General features: G+C 64.9%; 14 protein-coding genes. 12 read left to right on the top strand and 2 right to left on the bottom strand.

Annotated elements, in window-relative coordinates:
- Positions 1–48: 48 nt before the first annotated feature.
- The 4 genes from DEIDE_RS02795 to DEIDE_RS02780 all read left to right on the top strand — a co-directional run bounded on the left by DEIDE_RS02795 (position 49) and on the right by DEIDE_RS02780 (position 5025).
- Positions 49–492, top strand: a complete 444-nt coding sequence (locus tag DEIDE_RS02795) for a DUF3197 domain-containing protein (RefSeq protein WP_012694511.1) — start codon at positions 49–51, stop codon at positions 490–492.
- Positions 493–670: 178 nt separating this feature from the next.
- A complete protein-coding gene (locus DEIDE_RS02790) occupies positions 671–3301 on the top strand; it encodes a sensor domain-containing protein (protein ID WP_012692444.1) in 2631 nt (876 codons plus the stop codon).
- Between the two features lie 90 nt (positions 3302–3391).
- Positions 3392–4117, top strand: coding sequence for a 23S rRNA (guanosine(2251)-2'-O)-methyltransferase RlmB (rlmB, locus tag DEIDE_RS02785; protein WP_012692443.1), 726 nt, complete (start codon positions 3392–3394; stop codon positions 4115–4117).
- On the top strand, positions 4114–5025 hold the full coding sequence (locus tag DEIDE_RS02780) for an aldose 1-epimerase (protein WP_012692442.1): 912 nt from the start codon (positions 4114–4116) through the stop codon (positions 5023–5025). Before rlmB ends, DEIDE_RS02780 begins: the two co-directional genes overlap by 4 nt.
- 21 nt (positions 5026–5046) lie before the next feature.
- On the opposite strand, the gene DEIDE_RS02775 is transcribed toward DEIDE_RS02780, so the two are convergent.
- Positions 5047–5262, bottom strand: coding sequence for a hypothetical protein (locus DEIDE_RS02775; protein ID WP_012692441.1), 216 nt, complete (start codon positions 5260–5262; stop codon positions 5047–5049).
- A gap of 75 nt (positions 5263–5337) precedes the next feature.
- Positions 5338–6429 (bottom strand): S1C family serine protease, encoded by a 1092-nt coding sequence (locus tag DEIDE_RS02770; RefSeq protein ID WP_041227367.1) that lies wholly within the window; start codon positions 6427–6429, stop codon positions 5338–5340.
- Between the two features lie 92 nt (positions 6430–6521).
- On the opposite strand from DEIDE_RS02770, the gene DEIDE_RS02765 reads away from it, so the two are divergent.
- From DEIDE_RS02765 to DEIDE_RS02735, 8 genes are all read left to right on the top strand, one after another.
- Positions 6522–7007: an EVE domain-containing protein gene (locus DEIDE_RS02765; RefSeq protein ID WP_012692439.1), complete on the top strand. Its 486-nt coding sequence runs from the start codon at positions 6522–6524 to the stop codon at positions 7005–7007.
- Positions 7008–7206: 199 nt separating this feature from the next.
- Positions 7207–7476: a GNAT family N-acetyltransferase gene (locus DEIDE_RS19845; protein ID WP_083764216.1), complete on the top strand. Its 270-nt coding sequence runs from the start codon at positions 7207–7209 to the stop codon at positions 7474–7476.
- A 384-nt stretch (positions 7477–7860) separates the two neighbouring features.
- Entirely contained in the window at positions 7861–8466 is a 606-nt protein-coding gene (locus tag DEIDE_RS02760) for a lysophospholipid acyltransferase family protein (protein ID WP_012692438.1), read from the top strand.
- 120 nt (positions 8467–8586) lie between these two features.
- Entirely contained in the window at positions 8587–9387 is an 801-nt protein-coding gene (locus tag DEIDE_RS02755) for an ABC transporter ATP-binding protein (RefSeq protein WP_012692437.1), read from the top strand.
- A 1-nt stretch (position 9388) separates the two neighbouring features.
- Complete coding sequence (locus tag DEIDE_RS02750; protein ID WP_012692436.1) at positions 9389–10132, top strand: ABC transporter ATP-binding protein; 744 nt, start codon at positions 9389–9391, stop codon at positions 10130–10132.
- Positions 10133–10164: 32 nt separating this feature from the next.
- The gene (locus DEIDE_RS02745; RefSeq protein WP_012692435.1) at positions 10165–11388 is read left to right on the top strand and encodes an ABC transporter substrate-binding protein; all 1224 of its coding nucleotides are present in this window, start codon (positions 10165–10167) and stop codon (positions 11386–11388) included.
- Positions 11389–11463: 75 nt separating this feature from the next.
- The gene (locus DEIDE_RS02740) at positions 11464–12354 is read left to right on the top strand and encodes a branched-chain amino acid ABC transporter permease (protein WP_012692434.1); all 891 of its coding nucleotides are present in this window, start codon (positions 11464–11466) and stop codon (positions 12352–12354) included.
- On the top strand, positions 12351–13307 hold the full coding sequence (locus DEIDE_RS02735; RefSeq protein ID WP_012692433.1) for a branched-chain amino acid ABC transporter permease: 957 nt from the start codon (positions 12351–12353) through the stop codon (positions 13305–13307). Before DEIDE_RS02740 ends, DEIDE_RS02735 begins: the two co-directional genes overlap by 4 nt.
- The last annotated feature ends 135 nt before the right edge of the window (positions 13308–13442 follow it).

Here is a 13442-nt window from a genome sequence, read left to right as displayed (position 1 = left end):
CCTGGGCGCACGCCGCAGCGCATTACGCAGCTGCCGTACACTCGGAACATGTCGACCCTTGATCCGCTGGGCGTGCCGGGCGCCCCCTTGGAGACCCTCAATGCCGCCCTGTCCGGCGCCCAGACGCTGAACCTGAACGGAGGCCGGCTGCTGCTGGTCACCGACTGGCAGGGGCACCGTCCACTGGCCCGTTACGGTGCGGTTCTGCTCCCGGCCTCCGGCGAGCCACTGGTGCTGACCGCCACGTTCGGCCCGCGCTTCGGACCCACAGGGGCCCAGGCTCTGGCAGAACTGGTGACCTGGGCGCAGGAGCAGGGGCTGGTCCTGCGCGAAACAGTGCTGAGTCCCAGTGCGTTTATGCAGGTCCTCGAAGAGCCTGACCACGAGGAAATCCGTCATCTGGTGGCCGCCAGCAATCCGACCGACCCAGGCATCTATACCTGGCCTGATGTCCGGGCCGAGCAGGAAGACCAAGACGGCTGGGACGACTGACTTCTGGGCTGGTGATGCCCGCGGCTTCTGTCGATCTGAGGGACAAAGCGCCAGAATACACGGAGGCACGGCCGCCTGCTGCATGATTCACGTAAGAGTCGGCATGGCACGATGCTCTCACCTCAGGCCTGCTTGCTCTGCGCGCCTATTCACGGCCTGAACCGAGGTTCCCCTTTCCATGACGCCGGTCAATACGAATCCTGCCCTCCATACTGCTCTGCGCGATGTTCTGCGGCTGCATTCCCCACTCTCGACGCTGATGGCGCCGGTAGGAGGTGAGGTGCTGTGCGTCACGGCCGAGAACGTCAGATCGCGTCCGGGCGCAGACCTGGTGCCTCCCGATGCCTGGCTCGACCGCGGTGAAATGACCTGGCTGACCCGTGACGGAACACTGTTGGGGCTGCTGTGGAGCGAGGCGGGATCAGTACCCCCCGATGCCGAGCAGGTGCTGACCCTGCTTCTGTCTGCAGCCCGCCAGGATGGCCCGAACCATGAAACCGACGTGCTGATTACCCAGTTGCCGGTTCCGGCACTGTGGCTTTCGTCAGACCTCAGGATCCGGCAGGTCAGCCGGCCCTTTCTGGAGTGGTTCAGGACCACTGACGCAGCCGTGGTCGGGCGCGCTGTGAGCGAGGTTGTGCCTGGACAGCCAGACCTGATCCGCGCACTGGAGCAGGCCGCTGCCGGGCGGGCCACGCGTCTGCCCGACGCCGTCTTTCAGCTGCCCGACGGCCCGCGGCCTGTCCGGGGTGAAACGCGGCCTTTTTTCGCCGCCGGACAGGCCGGTGTGATGGCGCTCTGGCAGGACACCTCTTCTGAGCATGCCCAGGCCCTGCAAATCCAGGCCCTGCTCGATACGGACACTCCCACGGCACTTCTGAAAGAGGACGGTGCCGTGCTGCAGGCCAGCACCGGACTGCTGGAGCTGGCGCCTCCTACCGCGGCGGCGGTTCCTGGAGCGCCGCTGTGGGCCTGGCCCTGCTTTGCCGACGTGCCGTCCGAAGCGGTACGGCAGCTGGTCAGCGTGGCCTCGGGTGGAGGTGCGGCGCAGGCGGACGTCTCGTTGGCGCTGGGCGGCACGCTGGCCCTCAGTGTCCGGCGCACCTCGGTCCCGGGTCTGCTGATTGCCAGCAGCGCTCCGCCTGGGGTGCACGCCGCCGGAGCTCCGGCGGGACTGGTGGCGCAGATGCTGTCTCACCTGGAAGACGCAGCAGTGGCACTGGACCACGGCGGACGCGTGCAGTTCGTCAGTGATCCGGCAGCCACCCTGCTGGGGGTAGACGCCGCTCGGCTGCTGGGCCTGGGCTTCGGACGGGTCCTGGCCGACCTGGGTGTACACGCGTTTACGCCGCAGGGCGAGCCTCTGCCGCTCCCAGACTGGCGCGAGCAGCACAAGAACTTTGAGAAGGAAATTCAGCTGGCCCTGCCCAGCGGCACGGTCCGGACCATGCAGATTCGCGGCTCTGTGCTGGCATTGGAGGGCACGCAGAGTGGCAAGCCAGGGCTGCTGCTCAGCGCACGCGACGTGACGGCCCTGCGGCATGCCCAGGCCAAGATGCGGCATGACGCGCGCCACGACGCGCTGACCGGGCTGCTCAACCGCGCTGGCCTGCGTGAGGTTCTGACCCGGCCGCCGACCGGACCGGAAGCGGTGGCCTGCCTGGGAGTTGAGGACTTCGCGGCGCTGACGGCGGCACTGGGACGCACTGCCTTTGACCATCTGCTGATTCAGCTCGCCGCGCGTCTCAACGATCTCGCAGCAGCTTATGGAGGCGAGGCGGCGAGGCTGGCCGATACGGTGTTTGCCGTACAGCTGCCCGGTATGGCTGCCCCGGAAGCCACACAGCGCCTGCGCACCATGCTGGCCACCCCACTGCGGGCCGGACGGCGTGATGTGCCGCTGGGGTGTGCGCTGGGGGTCACCGATCAGGTCAACGCCGACCGACTGGCCGACGCGGAGATTGCCATGCAGCACGCCCGGCAGCAGGGGCGCGCCCAGGTCAGCGTGTTCCACCCGGGCATGCGGGCCGAGGTCGCACGAACCTTTGAGCTGGAAGACGCGCTGGGTCAGGCGCTGGGCGGCGAGCAGTTCACGCTGCTGTACCAGCCTGCTGTGCGCCTGTCAGACGGCCGTCCGCTGGGCGCTGAGGCTCTGCTGCGCTGGAACCATCCTTCTCTGGGAGTGCTGAGCCCCGGCGCCTTCCTGCCGGTGGCCAGCCGCATGGACCTGCTGACCCAGGTCAGCGAGTGGGTGGTGACCGCCGCGCTGCAGGGCCGGCGCGAGGTCCGCGCTGCCCGGCCGGGAGCCTTCGCGGACTGGCAGGTCAGTGTGAACCTCAGCCTGGCGGAATTGCGCGGCAGCGCTGGCCTGGGCAGGCTCCTGCCGACGCTGCGTGCCGAAGGCGCTCCAGACATCGAGGTCACAGCCGGCAGCCTGCTGGACCACAGTCAGGACACCCTGGGGCTGCTTGAGCAGCTGCGCTCGCTGGGTGCTCAGCTGAGCGTGGACGACTTCGGCGACAGCTCCACCAACCTGGCTGCGCTGACACGCTTTCCGCTGAGTGCTGTCAAGCTGCACCCCACCCTGACAGCCCGCGTGCCCGAAGACGCCCGCAGCGTGACGCTGGTTGAGGGTACGGTTGACCTGGCGCACCGCCTGGGCCTGAGTGTCACGGCGGTCGGGGTCGAGACGCCTGAGCAGCTGGCCATGCTGCGTGACCTGGGCTGTGACGCCGCGCAGGGCTTTGCGATTGCCCCGCCCCTCTCTACGCCGGACCTGTTGACCTGGCTGCAAAGCCACGACATGTAAACGGTTGTGCAGCCTGCCCAGTCGCAGACTGAGTCAGCGGATCTGACGGGGCACGGCTTTCAGGTGGGGGGCTGCTTTAGACTGCCTGACATGTTGCTGTACGGGCGGAATCCGGTGATGGAAGCACTCAAGGACGGACGGGTGTCTGAGGTGCTGCTGGCACGTGGCGTGGAAGAGGCATTCGTACGCGAAGTCAAGACCCTGGCCGAGAGCGTGGGCGGGGTGCGCGTGCGCTTCTCGCCGCGCATTGAGCTCGACCAGCTGGCCGGAACCACCCAGCACCAGGGCATCCTGGCCGAGGTGGAGGATATGGCCTGGGCCAGCATGGACGACATCATGGACCGCGCTGAGGCGCGCGGCGAAGATCTGGTCGTGGTGCTGCTCGACGGCATCACCGACCCCAGGAACTTCGGAGCAATCATCCGCAGCGCCGAGGTGCTGGGCGCCCATGGTGTGGTGGTCGAGGAACGCCGCAGCGCCCCGCTCTCGCCTGTGGTGGCCAAAACGGCCGCCGGGGCCACAAGCTACCTGCCGGTGGCACAGACCAAGAACCTGCCGCGCCTGATCGACCAGCTGAAAGCAGAAGGGGTCTGGGTCTATGGGGCAGCCGGTGAGGCCGCGCAGGAACTGGGCAAGGTGGATTTCAGCGGCAAGCTGGCCCTGGTCATCGGGGCCGAGGGTGAAGGCATGCGCCGTCTGGTGCGCGAAAAGTGCGACGTCCTGGTCAGCATTCCGGTACGCGGCAAGGTGCAGAGTCTCAATGCGTCGGTGGCGGCCGGGATCCTGCTGTACGAGGCGACGCGGGGCCGGAAGTGAGCCCACCTGAAACCGCGCTGAACGTGCAGACCATCTCCAGCCCGGCCATGACGCTGGAAGTGCTGCCGGACCTGGGCGCCAGCTTGCTGAACCTGCGCGCCGCCTCGGGGCGGCCGGTGCTGCGCGCGGTGAATCCGCAGGGCGTGCAGAGCAGCAGCCAGTGTGCCTCGTTTACCCTGCTGCCCTTCAGCAACCGCGTCCGGGACGCCCGGTTCGTGTTCGGGGGCCGCGAGGTTCAGCTGCGGGTGACCACCAAAGACGGGCTGACCCAGCATGGGGACGTGCGTAACCGGCCCTGGCAGGTGAGCCGGCCTTCAGACACCGCGCTGGTATGTGAGTTCGACAGCCGGCACTTTGCCGATGTGAACTGGCCCTGGGCCTTTACAGCGACCGTGGAATACCGGCTTCACGGGCCGCACCTGGACACCAGCGTGACCCTGACCAACGTGGACACCACGCCGATGCCGGCCGGGCTGGGCCTGCACCCGTATTTCACCCGGCTTCACGAGGGGGTGGACCCCGCCCTGGAATTGCCTGCCGCCCTGATCTACGACACCGATGACCGCGCGCTGCCGCAGGCCGAGGCCCGGCCGGTTCGCCCGGACGAGGATTTCCGCCGCCCGGCCCCACTGGGACATCGGCAACCGGATCAGGTGTACACCGCCTGGGACGGTATTGCGCGCCTGGACTGGGGTCAGCGGGCCTTGACGATCACAGCCGACAACGTGTACTCGCATGTGGTGCTGTTTGCTGCGCCCGACGGCAGTCTGGCCCTGGAGCCGGTATCACACGCCACCGACGCCCTGAATCTGGCCAACCAGGGGGTGGCGGGAGCGGACCTGAGGGTCCTCGCTCCGGGCCAGAGTCTGGCCGGTGCCGTGCGGTTCACCCTTGAGGGAAACTGGTAGAAGTTCCAATGAGGTCCAGTCTCAGGCTACGGTGGCCAGCAGCACGCCTGAGCGGTCGCGCAGCTCAAAGCCGGGACGGTCACGCCCAGCCAGCCAGTGCAGCGCGTCAAGCAGATCATCAGTTTCGCGCAGCACTTCGGGCTGTGATCCAGCGGTCCAGATCAGGCGGTACGTGGACGGAGTGGCCGCCGGCGTCCAGCGCTCGCCGGCATCTTCCTTGACGAAGGCACGTGACATTCCCCCAGTGTGGTCCTGGCGCGTGAAGTGCGCATGGGCGCCGGCTCAGCAGAACTTGAGAGGTTTGCCCCCGCGCTATTCCCGCAGGTCAGGAACGCTGGAGCGGGCCACCAGGGTGACTTCGACCTGTGCGGGTTGACCAGCGCGGACGTAGCCCAGCGTGATCCGGTCCCCCACCTGCGCTTCCCGGATGGCCCGGATGACAGCGTCGGCATTGGGAGTAGCGCGGCCATTGACAGTCGTGATGATGTCGCCCAGCTGCCGGAGGTTACCGTTGTCGTCGAGTTCGCTGCCGCGCAGCCCGGCCCGCGCGGCTGGACTGTTGCGCGCTACGCGGTTGACCACCGCACCGGGGGGATCGGTGACGCCGCTGTGGACCGTGTCAAAGATCAGCCCAGCCACGCCCACGTCACGCTTCTCGCCACCACGCAGGGCCTCGATCAGCTGGTTGCCTTCGACCACCGGAACTGCGTAGCTGCGGCGGGTCAGACCGCTGTCGTCGATGCGGATGTAGCTGATCACACCGATGGCCTGCCCATTGCCGTCAATGACGGGGCCGCCGCTGTCTCCCGGCGCCAGTGGGGCGTCCATTTCCAGGGTGCCCTGCGGAAAATCTGCACGTCCGGCTTCCACATTGAGGCCCAGCAGCTGGCCCCGGCGCGGCTGCAGAAAGTCCCCGCCGCTGTTGCCGATGCCCAGCACCGTCTCACCGACCCGTGGCGGCCGGGTGGCCAGCTTCAGGTAAGAAAAGGGCCCCTTCCCCTGTACGGTCAGCAGGGCCACATCCGCCTGTTCGTCGAAGCCGGTAACACGCGCGCGGTACGTCCGGCCTGTCAGGGTGGTCACCTGAAACAGGCTTCCGCCTGAGACCACGTGATAAGCCGTGAGCAGCTGCCCGTCATCACTGATAAAAAACCCGGTGCCAATGCCGCCTTCCTGGGTTTTCAGGTCAAGACTCTCCACCCGCACGGTGGCAGAGCGAGTCTGGCGGAAGAGCGCGCGCGAGGTTTCCGGTAAGGCGCCCGGCAGCTCGGCACCTGGCGCAGCACTTTCCGACTGCGCCGGACGCTCACCCGGGACGGGCGTCCAGGGTGCACGCTGCTCCGGCAGCAGATAGGCTCCCAGGGCCAGGATCAGAAGGACAGGAAGCCAGGGCGAGGCACGCACCCTGGCAGTGTAAGGCGCTGTGAGGTTCGTAACGGTGGCGACGGCACCAGCGCCGGGGGCTCTTTTGCCCACAGGTGCTCTACCCTGGGGATATGCGGTTTTGGTTGATCAAGTCCGAGCCAGACGTGTTCGGGTTTGCCGAACTCATGCGCCGTGGCCGTGAGCCCTGGAATGGCGTGCGTAACTATCAGGCACGCAATTTTCTGCGAGACATGCGTGAAGGCGACCTGTGCCTCTTCTACCATTCCAACGCCAGGCCCCCCGGTGTGGCAGGAGTGGCGCGGGTGTGCCGCGCCGCCTACCCGGACGACCTGCAGTTCGATTCCGGGAGTTCCTACTTTGATCCCAAGTCCGATCCAGCCCAGCCGCGCTGGAGCATGGTAGACGTCGAACCACTGGTCGCGTTTCCGGCGCTGGTCACGCTTGAGGCCCTGCGGCGTCTGCCGGACTGGGCCGACTCGCCCCTGACCCGCAAAGGATCGCGCCTCAGCGTCCTGCCCGTCACCAGCGAGCAGTTCTGGGATGTCCTGGACGCCGCTGGCCTGAGCCTGGAGGACCTGAACGGCGTTCCGGCATGACTGGAGCCGACGTGCCAGTGACCTTTGAGCCGCTGCACCTGAAGCACCTTACAGCTGCTGACCCGCTGGCTGCAGACGCCTCATGCGCGGGCTTTCCTGGAGGACGAGGAAAGCGACGAGGCCGCTATTTTCGGTCACTCTTTCAGACCCTGGGGCAGCGTATCCGGATCTCTCGGTTCCTGACTCATAAGCCGGGTTCGTGCAGTCCGAGCCCCTGAGACCAGAGCACGAATTCCAGCACTACGCCACAGCATCTGGAGAAGCCTGGGCTGTAGACCTTTTGAGTGGGGAAATAGCGCTTGTGGGGCAAGGTCTGGGATTGCGGGTCGCCTCCGCATTTCTGGCCTTCGTGAGTGTCCGGCCCCCTGCCTGGCAGCGCATCCTGATTGACCCGGATGCTTGTAATGAGCGCGCTATGCGGTCCTGCGACAGACTGGATGCATCCCCGTTACCGTCTACAACGATCTGAAAGATCCTGTGCCGAGCCACCATTGTCTACAGGATTTGAGAAGAATCTCACTTCACCCCTGTGGCGTGTCACATTAACGTCAGCTAAAGAAAGCGAAACTATAGTCATGGAATTTCTCCTGGCTGGACTGACCATTGTGGGATCACTGATCCTTGCGTCCATTCAACACAGGCCCCAGCAGGGCCGTGTGTCGGTACGCACCTCCCGCAAAGGTTGAGTCCTATCTGCACAACTAAAACTTTCCTGAAGTCGTGAATGCTCAGGTTGCCGTATCGAACTCACAGAGGTTCAGATACGTGCAGAATTTGCCTGAGGTCCGACTGAATGGCGCTGACCTGGCTCCTTCAGGGTGTCGTGCGGGTTCCGGCCCCTATACTCCCGGAGATGTCCAACACCTGGCCTGACCGTCCTCATACCATAGGGTCGCGCCTGGCCGTGCTGGCTCTGCGCCTGGCAGGCTGGACGGCGGTGCTGCACTTACCCCCCACACGGAAAGTGGTGGCCTGCGTAGCGCCTCACACCAGCAACCATGACTTTCTGCTGGGGATCTTATGGAAATGGGCCACCAGAAGCCCGGTGCACTTCGTGGCGAAACACAGCCTGTTCGTGTTTCCCATCGGTCTGTTCATGCGCGCGGTGGGAGGAATAGCCATTGACCGGCGCCGTGCCGGTGGGAACTTTGTCGATGCCGTGGTCGAGCGCATCAACCGCGACGCAGAGATTATGCTGACGGTCGCCCCCGAAGGCACCCGCTCCCGCACCGAATACTGGAAGACCGGGTTTTACTACATGGCGCTGAAAGCTGGCGTACCTATCGCCGTGACGGTCTTTGACTGGGGTCGGCGGCAGGTCGGAGTGATCGGGTACGTGCAGCCTACTGGAGACATCGAGGCAGACTTTGCACAGATCCGCCTGCTGATGCAGGGCGTGCAGGGTCACACACCGGCCGATGCCGGTCCCATCCAGCCGCGTCCCGAGCCGTTGCGCTGAAGCTACCCCCACCTTACCCCCGGAACTGTAACCACGGTGTAACGCGTAGGCCTTATTCTCTTTTCCGTACCACAACACGAAAGGGAGGACGATGCTGACAGACGCATCCTGCCGTCGCCCATGACGGCACGCAGCCATACTCATGAGGACACGCCGGCGCCTGTATCGCATGCGGGCGTGGCACTCGAGGCCAGGCATCTGGTCAAGGACTTCCGGGGCTTCCGCGCCACCAACGACGTAAGCCTGCAGATCCACGAGGGCGAAATTCACGCCATCATCGGCCCGAACGGAGCTGGAAAAACCACGCTGTTCAACCTGCTCTCCGGCTTTCTGAGACCTACCTCCGGAGAGGTTCACCTGTTTGGCCAGCGTGTCGACCAGCTGCGGCCCTTCGAGATCGTTCGCCGTGGGTTGTCACGCTCTTTTCAGATCAGCAGTGTGTTTCCGTCCATGACCGTGCGGCAGAACGTGCTGGTGGCCCTGCAGTCGCCGACCACGCTGCCGCATCAGTTCTGGACCCCCCTGGCCCGACTTGAATCGCTGGGTGAGCAGGCCGACCAGATTCTGGAGGACGTGGGGCTGGGAACGGCCCATGCCCGGCTGGCCGCCGACCTGTCACACGGCGAGAAGCGCCAGCTGGAAATTGGCATCTCACTGACCCAGCACCCCAAGGTGCTGCTGCTGGACGAACCCACTTCCGGCATGGGCTCCGAAGGTGTCGCGCGGGTTATTGCGCTGGTACGTCAGGTGGCCCGGGGCCGCACGGTGGTGCTGGTCGAGCACAACATGAGCGTGGTGGCCGAACTGGCCGACCGCATCACGGTGCTGCAGTACGGCGCGGTGCTGGCCAGCGGTCAGTACGAGGAGGTCCGTCATGACCCCCGCGTGATCGAAGCGTACCTGGGCGAGGAGGGGCACTGAGATGACGGCCTCTTCCCTTTCCCCAGCTCCGGCAGCGCACGCCGCGTCCCCTCCGCTGCTCCAGGTGCGTGACCTGCACGCCTACTATGGGCAGAGTCACGTCCTGCACGGCATCAATCTGGATATTCACCCTGGCGAGGTCGTCAGCCTGATCGGGCGCAACGGTGCAGGCAAAACGACCACCCTCAAAAGCATCATGGGCGTGCTGCGCAGCCGCACCGGACAGATTACTTTTGATGGTCAGGACATCACCCGGCTGCCCAGCAACCGTATCGCGGCGCGCGGTATGGCGTGGGTTCCAGAGGAACGCGCGATCCTGAGCACGCTTTCCGTACGCGAGAACCTGGAACTCCCGCCTGCCCGTCCTGGAGGCTGGAGCGCGGCGCGCACCTACGAGGCCTTTCCTGTGCTGCGCGAACGCGGCCACCACCCCGGCAGCAAGCTTTCGGGCGGCGAGCAGCAGATGCTGGCCATGGTGCGCGTGCTGCGCAGCGGACCCAGGCTGCTGCTGCTCGACGAGCCCAGCGAAGGTCTGGCACCGGTCATCGTGCAGAGCATCGGCCGGATCATCCGCGAATTGCAGCAGGAGGGCCTGAGTGTTCTCCTGGTCGAACAGAACCTGAATTTTGCCACCCGCCTTGCCGACCGCCACTACGTCTTTGTGGACGGCAAGATCGTCGACGAGGTCCGCCGTGACGAGGTCGAATCCCGCCGCGACGAACTCCTGAAGTACTTGAGTGTCTGAAAACCCTACTCCCCTGCTCCTGGAGGAATCCCATGAAAAAAGCGAAACTGTCCGCCCTGATCGCTACCGCCGCCCTTTCCAGCCTGACTGTGGCCCTGGCCCAGAGCGCCAAACTGAGTGACAACGTCATCAAGGTGGGTGTGCTGACCGACCTGTCCGGCGTGTATTCCGAGCTCTCGGGTCCCGGCAGTGTGAAGGCCGCTCAGATGGCCGCAGCCGACTTTATGGCCAAGAACCCGAGCTACCGGAATAAGGTGCAGGTCGTCGGTGTGGACCACCAGAACAAGGCCGACGTGGCCAGCAACAAGGCCGCCGAGATGATCGACCGTCAGAACGTGGACGTGCTGATGGACCTGCCCACCAGCAGCGCCGCGCTGGCAGCCAGCGAAATTGCCAAAGGCAAGAAGATTCCCGTGATGGTCGTTACCGGCGGCACCACCGCCCTGACCAACGACAAGTGCAACAAGTACACCTTCCACTACGCCTACGACAACTACATGCTCGCCAACGGCACCGGCACTGCCGTAACCAAGCGCGGCGGCAACAGCTGGTACATCATCTACCCCAACTATGCCTTCGGTCAGGATCTCAACCGCCAGATGACGGCCGCCATCCAGGAAAACAAGGGCAAGCTGGTGACCGCCAGCGACGCCACCCCGTTCCCCAACACCGACTTCAGCTCCTACCTGCTCAAGGCCCAGAGCCTCAAGCCCAAGGTCTTCGGCACCATGCAGGCCGGCAACGACCTGGTCAACGTGGTCAAGCAGTACAACGAGTTCGGCCTCAAGCAGCAGGGCATCGGCCTGGGCATCGGTCTGCTGTTCGAAACTGACGTGGCTGCGCTGGGTCAGGACGCATTCGCGGGCGCGCTGGCTACCGTGCCGTGGTACTGGAACATGGACGCCCGCAGCCGCGAGTGGAGTGCCGGCTTCGAGAAGGCCTTCGGCAAGAAACCCACCTGGGCGCAGGCTGGCGTATACAGCGCCACCATGACCTATCTCAACGCTGTGGCCCGCGCCAAGAGCGACAACGGCGACGCCGTGGTCAAGGCTCTCGAAGGGCACCGCTTCAGCGATTTCTTCGCCCGCGGCGCCCACATCCGTTCGCAGGACCACCGCGTGACCCTGGACGTGTACACCGTGCAGGTCAAGCCCAAGGCCCAGGCCAAAGAGGCTGGCGACATCTTCACGAAGGTCGCCACCATTCCTGCTTCCAAGGCGTTCACCCCCCTGGCCGAAAGCAAGTGCAAGCTCTGAACACGGTCTGAGTCTCTGGGCCGGGGGCACATGCGCTTCCCCGGCCCCGGACACCCGACCTCTGGAAACCACTGAATGACACTGCAATATTTTCTGATTCAGGTGTTTAACGGGCTGGTCAACGGCGCGTTCTACGCACTGCTTTCACTCGGGCTGGCTGTCATCTTCGGGATGCTGCGCATCGTGAACTTCGCGCACGGCGCGCTGTACATGCTGGGTGCCTTCACGGCCTTTGCCCTGGGGCAGCTGTTCGGTCTGGGCTTCTGGCCCTCACTGATCATTGCGCCCCTCCTTGTAGGGCTGATCGGCATGATCATCGAACGGGGGCTGCTGTCACGGCTGTATGGCCTGGAGCCCAGCTACAACCTGCTCCTGACCTTTGGCCTGACCCTGCTCACCCAGGACCTGGTCAAGCAGGTCATGCTCAGCCGCTTCGCGGTGTCGAGCGCGCCGTATACTCCGCCGGCCGAGCTGTCGGGAGTGGTGAATCTGGGCTTCACCATGTTTCCCAAGTACCGCCTGTTTGTGATTGTCCTGGCCCTGCTGGTCTGCCTGATCACCTGGTTTGTCATCGAGAAAACCCGAGTGGGAGCTATTATTCGCGCCAGCACCGAGAATCCGACTGTCACCCGCGCCTTTGGCATTGACGTGAGCAAGTGGGTCACGGGCGTGTTCGCGGTGGGCGTGGGCCTCGCTGGACTGGCCGGTGTGCTGGCCGCGCCGATCTACTCGGTCGAGCCGTACATGGGCGCTGAGCTGATTATCACCACCTTCGCCGTGGTTGTCATCGGGGGGATGGGCAGCATCCTCGGGAGTGTCGTGACCGGCTTCGCGGTGGGTGTCCTTGCGGCCATCGGTTCGGCCCTATACCCACCGATTGCCAACACTCTGGTCTTCATCCTGATGGCTGTGGTGCTGCTGATCCGGCCCAGCGGACTCTTCGGCCTGCCGGAAGGTGCACGATGACCGTACTTCCACGCACTGCGGCCCGCACCGACCGCGAACGCACCACCCGCGCCGCCTGGCTGATCGGCCTGGGCATTCTGCTGCTGGTGCTGCCCAAACTGATCTACCCGGTGCTGGCTCTGGACATCCTGGCCTGGGGTCTGTTTGCGGTGGCCTTCGACCTGCTGTTTGGCTTTTCGGGTCTGCTGTCCTTCGGGCACGCGGCCTTCTGGGGCAGCAGCGCCTATGCCACGGCCTATCTGCTCTCCAACGGGCAGAGCGTACCGGTGGCTATGCTCGGAGGCACGCTGGTCGCGCTGACACTGGCCCTCCCGGTCGCCTACCTCAGTGTGCGCTCGGCCGGCATCTACTTTTCCATGATCACGCTGGCCTTCGCGCAGATGCTGTCGTTCCTGGCACTGCAGTGGACCGATGTCACGGGAGGCGAGAACGGCTTGCAGGGCTTCGCACGCCCGAGCTTCCTGGGCCTCGACTTCAGCAACTCCACAACCCGCTACTACTTCTGTCTGGCAGTATTCGCCGTGGGCTTCTACATCGCCTACCGCACGGTGCGCAGTCCCTTCGGGCAGGCGCAGCAGGCCGTGCGCGACAACGAACAGCGTGCCCAGAGCATCGGCTACAACCCGGTGCGCTTTAAGTTCACTGCCTTCCTGATCAGCGCAACGCTGGCGGGACTGGCGGGCAGCATGTACAGCTTCGGGCACGGCGTGGTCAGCCTGGAAGTGGTGAACTGGCGCACCTCCGGCGAGGTCGTGATGATGACGCTGCTGGGCGGCACCACCACCCTTTTCGGTCCGGTGATCGGCGCCGGGCTGGTGCTGCTGCTGCGTGACGTGCTTACCACCGCCAACCTCCCGGTCGGAATCGTCACTGGACTGGTCTTCGTCCTGGTGGTGCTGTTCTTCCGCCGCGGCGTGGTCGGCACCGTTCAGCACTGGCTGCGCAAGAAGTAGACCAGACGACAGAAAAGCCGCGCCGCATCGACTGGACGCGGCTTTTTTGTCGCTTGAAATGAACTTGAGGTGGTGGGAGACGTGACAGAAACTGGCATGACTGTTCACTCCTGAAACCCTTGGATTTCAGGTATA

The sequence above is a fragment of the Deinococcus deserti VCD115 genome (genome assembly GCF_000020685.1).
GTDB lineage: Bacteria > Deinococcota > Deinococci > Deinococcales > Deinococcaceae > Deinococcus > Deinococcus deserti.
Note: the sequence above shows the minus strand (reverse complement) of the source record. Positions and strands in the feature narration are given on the sequence as shown.

Excerpts from the sequence above, each read along its gene's own strand:
- DEIDE_RS02795 (WP_012694511.1), top strand. The coding sequence starts at position 49 with ATGTCGACCCTTGATCCGCTGGGCGTGCCGGGCGCCCCCTTGGAGACC.
- DEIDE_RS02790 (WP_012692444.1), top strand. The coding sequence starts at position 671 with ATGACGCCGGTCAATACGAATCCTGCCCTCCATACTGCTCTGCGCGAT.
- rlmB (WP_012692443.1), top strand. The coding sequence starts at position 3,392 with ATGTTGCTGTACGGGCGGAATCCGGTGATGGAAGCACTCAAGGACGGA.
- DEIDE_RS02775 (WP_012692441.1), bottom strand. The coding sequence starts at position 5,262 with ATGTCACGTGCCTTCGTCAAGGAAGATGCCGGCGAGCGCTGGACGCCG.
- DEIDE_RS02765 (WP_012692439.1), top strand. The coding sequence starts at position 6,522 with ATGCGGTTTTGGTTGATCAAGTCCGAGCCAGACGTGTTCGGGTTTGCC.
- DEIDE_RS02760 (WP_012692438.1), top strand. The coding sequence starts at position 7,861 with ATGTCCAACACCTGGCCTGACCGTCCTCATACCATAGGGTCGCGCCTG.
- DEIDE_RS02755 (WP_012692437.1), top strand. The coding sequence starts at position 8,587 with ATGACGGCACGCAGCCATACTCATGAGGACACGCCGGCGCCTGTATCG.
- DEIDE_RS02750 (WP_012692436.1), top strand. The coding sequence starts at position 9,389 with ATGACGGCCTCTTCCCTTTCCCCAGCTCCGGCAGCGCACGCCGCGTCC.
- DEIDE_RS02745 (WP_012692435.1), top strand. The coding sequence starts at position 10,165 with ATGAAAAAAGCGAAACTGTCCGCCCTGATCGCTACCGCCGCCCTTTCC.
- DEIDE_RS02740 (WP_012692434.1), top strand. The coding sequence starts at position 11,464 with ATGACACTGCAATATTTTCTGATTCAGGTGTTTAACGGGCTGGTCAAC.
- DEIDE_RS02735 (WP_012692433.1), top strand. The coding sequence starts at position 12,351 with ATGACCGTACTTCCACGCACTGCGGCCCGCACCGACCGCGAACGCACC.